Below are 10,381 nucleotides of genomic sequence, written 5' to 3'. Positions count from 1 at the left end.
GACGACCCGGCTTCTTCCCCACAGGCAGCAACGGTTCCAGCCTCGCCCACTGCTCATTCGTCAGGTCACCACGCCCCATACAAAGATCATCCCAAAACAAGACCCACTTCTGAAACAGGCCCTAGTTTCCAGGGGTGCGATGACCCGGGGGCGTCACATGTAGCGCCTCTTCCTTGGCGGTCGGGACGTGTCCGAGTTCACCGTGCAGGCGCCGGTTTGTTGCACCAGTCGTTGTAACTCGACGGTCCGATCTCCAGATCGTCCAGGCCCCGTCAGGGCCCGCGGTTACGGGACGATTCGGCGATCCGTCCACAAATCCTCAGGGTGCACACCCAACTGATCGGCGATCCGCTTGATCGCCCACCGGCCGGACACTGGATCCTGGCCAAGCCTCGACCGCAAGGCGCGTCGCCCGCTCCCGCGACTCGTCCGGGTACTTCCGTGGTGCCGCCATGACTGCGATTCCTCCGAGTGTTCGATGTCTCCATCAAACCCGGGGCGGGGCAGTCGGCGACGGCGGCCGTGGACTGTTTTGATTAGCCATGGTCGCCGTCGCCGAGGTCCGCTGCCGATCCGACGCTCCTGGCAGCGCAACTAGTTGGTGGACTGCTAGATCATCGCATGTTCCGGTGAGGCCAGGACCCGGTAACGGTACCGGTTACCCTCTTCGTGGTCGATCATTGTGGAGAACCCAGCTTCGCTGAGCACATCGCACATCGCTTTGGCGACTATTCTGCGGGAGTGTGTTGCATAGCTGAAGAGTCGATCTCGCGTGTCACCTTTTCGCACACTGCTTCGGTATTCATCTGAGTCTTGCAGCGGCGCCCGCCAATCGAGGATCACGCCGAAAGGAAATTCCCAGTGGACAGATACTTGGGCTCCGGGAATCTTTGGTGAGCCCAGGTCCTGATCTGATGTTATTGAAGCCGGAAAACCCATCCGCGACAGCTCATCTCTAACGTTTTCTGCCAGGTTGCTCCAGGATGTGACGGCATCCTCAGGTGCACGAAAGAGTGCATCTTCGGCTAGTTGTGCTTCTCTGTAGAATTCAAACGGGCTAACCATTCTGAACCTTGTCTGGTAGGTGAAAATTGAGGCAGATCGTAGCAGGGCTTTGCCGACGGCTTGATGGGCGGGTTTCCGTCCCGATTACCGGCCTCCTTTTGCGCGAAGGTCGAGAAGCTCGTACAGGATCTCGGCTTCGAGATCGGAGTTTCCAAGATACGTGACGGAGTAGTGCACGTTTGCTCCAGGTGCCGACTCAAGGATGAGTTCTGTGCATTTTTTGCAAGGTGATCTTTCAGTGAAGATATCCGTGATATCGCTCGGCTGGAGCGTTCGCCCATCCGGGAGCTTAAAGTTGGCATCCTTGACTATTCGGAAGATCCGATCCTCGGAGTGAATACTGTTGCCCCACGGCGTGCCTTTGCCACTATAAGCTCTGACGTACTCATCCTTGAACACCGGATCGACCCAGCCAGGAAGCTTCGCTACGGCGACATTAACGATCGGGCGCATACTAGCTACGGCCTCCCGAAACCTGTAAGCTTTGTCTGCCAGTTCGTTTCCCCATCTATCGTACTGGACCGGAATTAGGCAAAGCTCAGTGTTGGCGGCCGCGGTTGTTGCTCGGAGGGCTGTCCGGGCACAGTTCTTGAACCCGTTTCGAATAAAGCTCAGGTCTAGTTGCGCCAGGCCTGTCCGTACTGCGACACCGCTGAGGAGGGCAGCGTCGCTGAGTGCGGCGACCCGGGAGGCGAGTAGTGCTTCGGCTGCAAATCCGGTAACGAGGTCGGCGCCGATGGTGATGAGGAGCCCTGCGCCAGCGGCTTCGGCGAGGAAACCTGCTTCCAGGCCGGCTAGCCCGGCGATCATTGGTGCGGTGCAGACCTCGGCGCAGTACAACCCGACGGCGACGAGCGCGACGGTGGCGACGATGACGCCGGCGGTGATCCAGAATTGCTCGGTGTCCGCCTCGTCTTGTGCATCGGCGATCGCCTTGTTGATCACATATGTGAGAGCGGGGTTATAGGCGCCTTTCAGGCAGTTGTTGAATGCTTCTTCGCTGTGTCCTTTGAATTGGTTGCAGATCGCGACGTTGCGTTCGGATTCGCCCTTGGGGTCGGCGACCATCCGCTTTGCCCGGTTGATGCAGTCGTCGTGGTCCGGGCCGGCTGGTACGGCTTCACATGCCTTCTTGGCTTCGGCCTCGAACTTTGCCCGGGCGTCGGCGATCTCCGTGTTCGCCCGGTCGATCGCCTTCTTGCGGGCATCGTTAGCGGCGGCGACGGCGGCGTTGGCATCAGCACCTGCGTCCTTTGCCGCCTGGTATGCGGCACGCGCGGCACTCTCGGCGCTTCGTGCGTGGCGGAACGCGATGTTGGCTGAGCCCCTGGCAGAGATCGCTGATCGGGTCGCGCTTACCGAGGATTGTGAGGCGCGGGTCGCGGCTTGTTGTGCCACGGCTGCCGATTGAGCGGCCTGGCGAGCGGATTCCTCCGCTTGCTTGGCGGATTCTCGCGCCCGTTGCGCATGGCCGAGTGCGTCGTCGGCGAAGCCTTTGGCGCGGTTCGCGTGGTCGGTGGCTTCGGCCGCGGCGTTTCGTGCTGTGGCCGCGACAGCTTGGGCGGTCTCGGCGTTTTGCGAGGCGGTGGCCGCGACCGAGGTGATCTCCGCCACCATCCCGGCGACCGCGGCTTGGTGTGCGGCTGCCTCTCGGTCGTGGCGGGCGGCGACATACTGACCGCTTTCACGATAGACACGGATGAGATCGGGTGAGCCGTCCAGCACGGCTTGGGACAGCATCCGCACTTCTCGGCCGGTCGCCGGATTGGCGATGAGCTGATTGAGAGCGATCCGATCGTCGCTCTCGCGGGCGATGTTCTGCCCGGTGTCGAGGAACTGCCGGTACGCCGCGATGTCCTGGCTGTCTAGTGCCTTCTGTGCGGCGGCGGCGACCGTGGCGTCGCCACGCTGACGAGCGGCGGCCAGGGCCTGGTTGACGATGATCCGGTACTCGGCATCCTGACCAGCGTAGGTAGGTGACGCCAGGAACCGTTTCACGTCCTCGTCGGTGCCTGCCAGGGCCCGCTCGCCCGCTTCTTTCTTGGCAGGAGAGCCGTCCGCGATCAGCTCACGGATCGTGTCCCGGTCATCAAGTGCGGCAGCCCGCGCGAGACCTGCCTTGATGTATTCCCGGACTTCCGGCTCGGTGCCAGCGAGCGCGCCTTCCGCGGCGGCTTTCGTCCAGGAACCCCCAACGGTCACCAGGCGCAGCGCGACCTTGCGCCCGTTGGTCGCTACCAGGGCGGGGTCGGCATCTGGCGCGCTGGCCGCCTGCAGGAGCTGCTTGGTCTCGGTGTCACGCTGCTCTTCTTGAGCGGCGTTCCACTTTCGGGTCAGTCCCAGGCGGTCATGCGTGGCGGCCGCTGTCCGGGCGGACTCGGTGGCCTGTTCCGCGAGGAGGGTGATCCGTTCGCCGTCGGCTTTGCGCGCGGCGTCGTAGAGCCGTTTGGCCTGGGCTGCGGCATCGATGGTTGTCTGGGCTGCTGCGCTGGCCGCATTCGCGTGCTCGGTGGCGAGCCGGGCGGCGTTCTCGGCTTCACCAGCATGGGCAGCGGCTTCCTCGGCAGCCGCTGCGGCGATGCTTGCGTCGAATGCGGCCCGGGATGCCAGATCCCGCGCGACCAATGCCGCTGCGGCGGCCTCGACCGTGTAGGCCCGTGCGGATGCGGCTGCGCGGTTGGCTCGATCCGCTTGCCGGCGGGATTCCGCTGCTGCGGCTTCGGCCTTGGACGCGTCGGCACCCGCGCTACGTGCCCAGCGTGCGGACTCCTTTGCCGCGTCGGCCGACTTGGTAGCGTTCTGCCCTGCTGAACCGGCCGCGTCGACGGCCTCCTTCGCTTTCCCCAGGGCTGTTTGGGCGAGGTCGAGTGCCTGAACGGCCTGCTGTGCGTTTCGTGAGGCGTCAGCGGCATCGATCGAGGCCTTGCTGGCATCGCCAGCACGTCCCCGGTCCGTGCGGGCGGCCGCTGCGAAGTGCCACGCGGTCGACGAGGATCTTCCCGCCTTGACCGCTGCCGCTGCCGCTCGTGTGGCCGCGTTCGCCGCGATGCGGGCTGCCGCTGATGCCGCGTTGGCCGCCCCGATCGCGCTGACCGCCGCGCTCGCGGCGCGGTTGGCCGCATCCGCGGCTTGTCCTGCCGCGACCGCGGCGCCTGCGGCGTTGTCCTTGGCCGCTTCGGCCGCTCGCTGCGCGAGTTCGGTCGCCTGACGCGCCAGATCCGCTTCCGCGAGAGCCTTCTCGGCGGAATCTTTCGCAGCCTGCGTTTCTTCCGCTGCCTGCCGCCCCGCGACCTTGGCCGAGGCGACCAGCTCAGCGATACCGGCCGTTTCTTGATCGCGCGCTTCGGCTACTTCCCACTCACGCACGATGAACAACCGGAGAGCATCAACGTTGTCACGGTCCAACGCGGTCTGTGCCGCGGCTTTGACCGCCGGGCCGCCTGCCGAGAGGATCTGGTTGACCCGAATCCGTAGGTCATTCGTTTCGGCACGTACGGATGTAACACGCAGAAATTCGTTCAGCGCTTCAGCCGTACCGGCGTCAAGCGCTTTCTGTGCTGCCTTCTTCACCTCGGGCCCGCCGGCCGCGAGGATCTGGTTGACGCGAATCCGCAGGTCAGTGTTCGAGGCGGCAGACAATCCCGTGTTCAGAAAGGCGCGAAGCGCGGACGCGTCCGCATCCAACGCCTTCTGCGCCGCGCTCTTTACCGCCGGGCCGCCAGCCGCGAGGATCTGGTTGACCGCAATCCGGTCATCCAGTCCGGAGAGTCGATCAAGATTGTCGTTAAGGAACGCCTCAACCTCGGCATCGGAGCCGTGCAGGGCCTTTTCTGCTTCCGCCTTGACCTGACTGCCGCCGCTTTGCCAAAGAATCAATACCTTGGCGCGTGAACTCAAGTTCTGTTGAACTGAGACTGTAGCTTCCGGTGTTGCCCCGTCGTCGGGAGCGCCTGCGGCCGGGGCGACACAGAGATGTGCTAGAAGTGCGGTGATCAGCAATGCAATCAGACTGGCTCTTTGCCTTCGCCTGTATCTCATTGTCAAATATTCGACTTTCTGTGAGTTGACAACGTTGACACTGTCACGAGTGAAGAGGCGGAGAATCAATTTCGATTGCCATATTCCCCCCTTTTGTTAGCTTTTCGGCGCACTCGTCTCCGCTTGCGCGTCTGAGTGGCAGATTACTGGCCGCTCCTAGGCGGCAAAGTGTGTTGTGGATCACGTCAAAAGTGGGTAATGGTCAAGCCTGGCCGCCGATACCCCTTGGCGGCACTGTGTCCGCACGTACTCGATCGAATGGGGGTTGAACGCCGTGCTTCTCAGGCGGAAGCTTTTGCTCATTCTCGCCACAGTATTTGCAATGACAGCAATCGGTGGCTGGGCTGCCGGTGCTGTCACTTTTCCGAGGCAAGTCGAGGCTGATGGCCCGAAATCGGTGGTAGAAGACTTCGCGTACCCGGGCGCCGATGGCATCCTCGCCCAGTATGGAGTCGTGCTGGTCTCCGGTGATGGTCACATCGTGTTCGCGGACTGCGCGACTCCTGCCAACGGAAACATCGGCTTGATCCGGGTTCGTACTACGGAATCCGTAGGGCAGAACGGGCAAGTCTGCTTCAAAGTCCTCGGTGTTCCGGGGCATCTGGAGTTGAAGATTCCCGCAGTGTTCGAAATCCGAGGTGACGGCCTGGTTGCCGGGTCGGGGCACAAGGCGAAAGCCGAGCTCACGACCGATGCCGGTCAGCGCACGGTCGTCGACGTGAATCCCAGCGGCAACACACCGGTCGGTGTCGGCGCAAGCCCGGACAACCAGCCGACCACGCTGCTCGAACTCGACGTGGTCGGCTGACCGCTGCCATAGTGATCTGAGGGGAAATCTTGATGCAACGCTCGAGAGCGGCTGGCTTGTCAATGCTGTCCGCAACGCTGGTTTTGGCTGGTCTGCTGACTGGCGCGACCGCAAACGCCGTTACCGTTGGTGCTCCGGTGGTGGACGGGAGCTACAGCTTCGCCGCCAAGGTCAACATGGAGGGCGCGGCCTGCAGCGGGGCACTGGTGACACCCGAATGGATCATCACATCGGCGTCCTGTTTCGCCGGCAATCCGCAGGGCGGTGTACCGGTCAAGCCGACCACGGTCACGGTGGGCCGGACCAATCTCGCTGGTACCGCCGGGGTGGTCGCCAAGGTGACGAACCTGGTGGTCCATCCCAGCCGGGCCGTGATGCTCGCGCGGCTCGACACGACGATCACCGACATCACACCGGTTTCCGTGGGCGCCGCCGCCGCGAGTGGCGAGAAGCTGCGGTTGGCGGGTTATGGCCGCACGGCGACCGAGTGGGTGCCCGACAAACTGCACTCGGCGTTGTTCGCCGTCGGTGCTCCGACCGCGGCAGAGTTCCCGCTCACCGGTGACAACGGTGCGGACGCCTGCAAGGGAGACGCCGGGGGAGCGGTGTTCCGGGAGGTATCCGGCCGCGCGGAGCTGGCCGGTGTGGTGAGCACTTCCTGGCAACACGGGTGTCTCGCCGTGTCCGAGACGCAGCAGGGCACGACGGCTACGCGCACTGACGATCTCGCTGAGTGGATCCGGCAGCAGACGTTCGTCGCGACGGCCAAGGCGGTCGACCACGCGATCACGGTCAAATGGGCTCCGGTATCGGGGCAGGGGCAGTTGACGTACCGGATCTACGCGGGAGAGGAGCCGTCAGTTCCGGTGGCTGAAGCTCGTCGCATCGGCTCGACGACGGGGACCAGCTTTACGCACAAGTCGCTGCCCGCCAAGAAGACCTGGTACTACCGGGTCGTCACGACGTTGGCCAATGGGACGGAGTTGGTGTCCAGCGTTGTTTCGGCGACCACGCCGATTCCCACCGTGAGTGACTTCTCCGGTGACGGCAAGGACGACATCGCCGTCTTCACCCGAGGCGCCACGGCGGACGTCTACGCGGCCGTGTCCGACGGGTCCAAGTTCGTGGGCAATTCGGTCAAATGGCACGAGCGATTCGCGACGAACAACGAGGTACCGCTCGCCGGTGACTTCGATGGGGACGGCAAAACGGACATCGTGACCTTCACTCGGGGAACGCTGGGTGATGTGTATGTGGCGCTGTCCGACGGAGGCAAGTTCGTCGGCGACTCGCAGCAGTGGCACGGCGATTTCGCGTTCGGCGAGGAGATTCCCGCGGTCGGTGACTTCGACGGTGACGGCAAGGACGACATCGCGGTCTTCACGCGTGGGACGACGGCTTCGGTCTATGTGGCGTTGTCGGACGGCAAGAAGTTCGTAGGCAACGGGGTGAAGTGGCACGGACGGTTCGCCGGCGGCGCGGAAGTGCCTGTGGTCGGCGATTTCGACGGTGACGGCAAGGATGACATCGCCACCTTCACCCGTGGGACGGCGGGCGACGTGTTTGTCGCGTTCTCGGACGGTGGCAAGTTCGTCGGTGACTCTCTGCAGTGGCACGGAGATTTCGCGTTCGGTGACGAGATCCCGGCGTCGGGCGATTTCGATGGTGACGGTAAGGACGACATCGCGGTCTTCACCCGTGGGACGGCGGCCTCAGTCTATGTGGCGATTTCGAACGGTGTGAGGTTTGTCGGGAATTCCGTGAAATGGCACGGAAACTTCGCGTACGGGAACGAATTGCCCGCGATCGGCGACTTCACCGGCGACGGCAAGGCCGACATCCTCACCTACACGCGTGGCACGAGAGGGGACGTGTATGTCGGGGCGTCCGACGGGACGCAGTTCGTGGGTGCGTCCGTTCTGTGGCATGGCGATTTCGCCTTCGGCGAAGAGGTCACTGCACCAAGGGCGTTCGCACTCGGATTCTGAATAGCCGGCCGGTGCCGGGAAGGGCATCACCGCCCCTGCCCGGCACCGGTCCTTTTCGGGGGCACGATAGAGTGAGGCAAGATCGTTTACAGATCTTGCCCAGTCACGGACAGTGTTGTCGCGTCACAGAAATCTGGGTGATTGTTCGTCTTTCAGTTACCTGGAGAATCAGTTGAGCACAGTTACCGCTGAATCCGTATCCACGCCTGACAGACCCGGCGAAATTCGCGTTCGGGGCCGTGTCCGGGCGTGGAACTGGGTCGCGATCGCGGCCACTGTCGTGGGTTTCGTGGTGCTGGCCTGGCAGCGGCGCTGGATGAGTGATGACGGGCTGATCGTGCTGCGGACGGTCCGGCAGATCCTGGTGGGCAACGGTCCGGTCTTCAACATCGGGGAGCGGGTTGAGGCCAACACCAGCACGCTGTGGACGGCGGTGCTCGTGCTGGTCGGCTGGATCCCCGGCGTCAGCCTCGAGTGGATCGCGGTGATCGTCGGGCTGTTGTTCTCAGCAGGTGGCTTGCTTTTGGCGCTCGACGGCGCCCGGCGGCTGGCCGGGCCTGCCACGTCCACCTTCGTGTTTCCCGCGGGTGCGCTGGTCGTCTTGGCGCTGCCGCCGTTTCGTGACTTCGCCACCTCAGGCCTGGAGACCGGGCTGATCAGCCTGTGGCTCGGCGGAACGTGGTGGCTCCTGGTGCGGCGTGGTACCGAGCAGCCGTTCGGGCCGATGTGGTCGACCGCGGTGGTCATCGGGCTGGGTCCGCTCGTTCGCCCGGACCTCGCTTTGTTCAGCGTGGTCGCCATGGCCGGGTTGCTGGTGCTCACCTGGCGAGGCTGGCGCCACATTGTGGTTCCGCTGGCCGCTGCGGCCGTGCTGCCGGTGCTGTATCAGTTGTTCCGGATGGGCTACTACGGTCTGATCACCCCGAACACGGCACTGGTGAAGGAAGCCTCCGAGGCGTTGTGGGACAGCGGATGGGCCTACTTCGGCGACTTCACCGATCCGTACCTTCTGTGGATCCCGGTCGCCGCGTGCCTGCTCGCCGGACTGGCGTTGGTGTGGCGAAGGTCCGTGAACCGCCGAATGGTGGTGCTGGTGACCGTGCCACTGGTGGGAGCCGTCCTGCTGGCGGCATATGTCATCCGGGTCGGCGGGGACTTCATGCACGGGCGGATGCTGCTTCCAGCGACGTTCTGCTTGCTGCTTCCGGTGATGGCGATCCGGGTGACCAAGCTGACCTTCGTGCCGGTCGTCGCGGCCGCCGCCTGGGCCGTGGTTGCCGGCGGCTGGCTGCGAACCCCGTATGCCGGTCTGGAGGAGCCGATCGACGAGCGTGAGGTCATCGCCGACGAGCGTGCCGCCTACGTCGCGGCCAGCGGGACCGAGTATCCGATCCTGGCGGGTGACTTCCGGTTGTTCGTAGAGATGGCCGACGACGCGCATAAGCAGCTTGCCGCGCAACAGCTCCCGGCCGTCCATGTGTATGCGCCGTCGACGGGCTGGGTCGCGTATCCCTCGGCGAACGGCCGTGACGTACTCACCTACTTCAACATCGGCGGCCCCGGCATGCTGCTGCAACTCGACGCGTGGGTGCACGACCCGATCGGACTCGCCAACCCCGTCGCGGCACACAGCACCACCATCCCGGGACGGCGGATCGGCCACAGCAAATTCGCCGGCTCCAACTGGGAAGTCGCCGGCCTCGCCGACGGGACGACCGAGGAGCTGGCGGCACGAGGCCAGTACAAACAGGACAACCTCGACGCGATCCGGAAAACACTGGCATGTCCGCACAACCACGAGATGCTCGACTCCGTCCGCGCACCGCTGACCTTCGAACGGTTCTGGGAGAATCTGATCCACGCGGTCGGCCGAAGCCGACTGCGCTTCGACCGCAACCCCGCGAACGCACAGACCTGCGGATGACAGTGGCTCGCCGGGCTGCAGGTTGTGAAATGCCCCCATCCCGAGTTCATTACCCATCGGCGAACGCACGCTCCTGCTGCCAGCGTAGGAGCGTGCGCATCCGACGTATCCACATGGCTGATCGACCGCACTGGCACAGCACCACGAATTCACACGAATTTCCCTGGGGCAAACCTGGGGCACGGTGGCAGTCAGAATCGCAGCCAACAGCGCCGAACGGCGGATAAGGGTAGCCAATCACATCTACCGACCTGCGGTTTCCCAATAACCGCAGGTCAGAGGCCCACCAGCACCTCACTGGCAGTGAGGGGGTCAGAATTGCTGTTCTCGCAGATCAGAAAGCTGTCATCTAAGCGACTCAGAGATTCCCACGAGACAACACGCACTGTCGAAGCCGACTACCCACAGTCGCAGGCGAAGGCGTCAGGCGCGCCTCCTGCAACGACAACAATCCAGAGCTGACCACTTCGTGAGCAGGTATCGACAAGCAACGCACGCGTCCACTACCGCAGGTCCCTACCGCAGCGGTTGTGACGAGGAAACAGAAAGGCTGCTACG

4 protein-coding genes are annotated in these 10,381 nt (G+C 63.7%); 3 read left to right on the top strand and 1 reads right to left on the bottom strand.

The genetic code is table 11. The annotated features are described in order from the left end of the window. Positions 1-1,149: 1,149 nt before the first annotated feature. Positions 1,150-5,064: a hypothetical protein gene (locus ACM6LU_RS33820; RefSeq protein WP_414941899.1), complete on the bottom strand. Its 3,915-nt coding sequence runs from the start codon at positions 5,062-5,064 to the stop codon at positions 1,150-1,152. A gap of 361 nt (positions 5,065-5,425) precedes the next feature. On the opposite strand from ACM6LU_RS33820, the gene ACM6LU_RS33815 reads away from it, so the two are divergent. From ACM6LU_RS33815 to ACM6LU_RS33805, 3 genes are all read left to right on the top strand, one after another. Further along, positions 5,426-5,911 carry a hypothetical protein gene (locus tag ACM6LU_RS33815; protein ID WP_414941898.1) on the top strand — a complete coding sequence of 162 codons (486 nt, stop codon included), beginning with the start codon at positions 5,426-5,428 and terminating at the stop codon, positions 5,909-5,911. 137 nt (positions 5,912-6,048) lie between these two features. Continuing rightward, complete coding sequence (locus ACM6LU_RS33810) at positions 6,049-7,899, top strand: FG-GAP-like repeat-containing protein (protein ID WP_414941897.1); 1,851 nt, start codon at positions 6,049-6,051, stop codon at positions 7,897-7,899. A 172-nt stretch (positions 7,900-8,071) separates the two neighbouring features. After that, positions 8,072-9,823, top strand: coding sequence for an arabinofuranosyltransferase (locus tag ACM6LU_RS33805; protein ID WP_414941896.1), 1,752 nt, complete (start codon positions 8,072-8,074; stop codon positions 9,821-9,823). Positions 9,824-10,381 lie beyond the last annotated feature (558 nt).

This window comes from Amycolatopsis sp. cmx-11-51, from assembly GCF_047608665.1.
Taxonomy (GTDB): domain Bacteria; phylum Actinomycetota; class Actinomycetes; order Mycobacteriales; family Pseudonocardiaceae; genus Amycolatopsis.
Note: the sequence above shows the minus strand (reverse complement) of the source record. Positions and strands in the feature narration are given on the sequence as shown.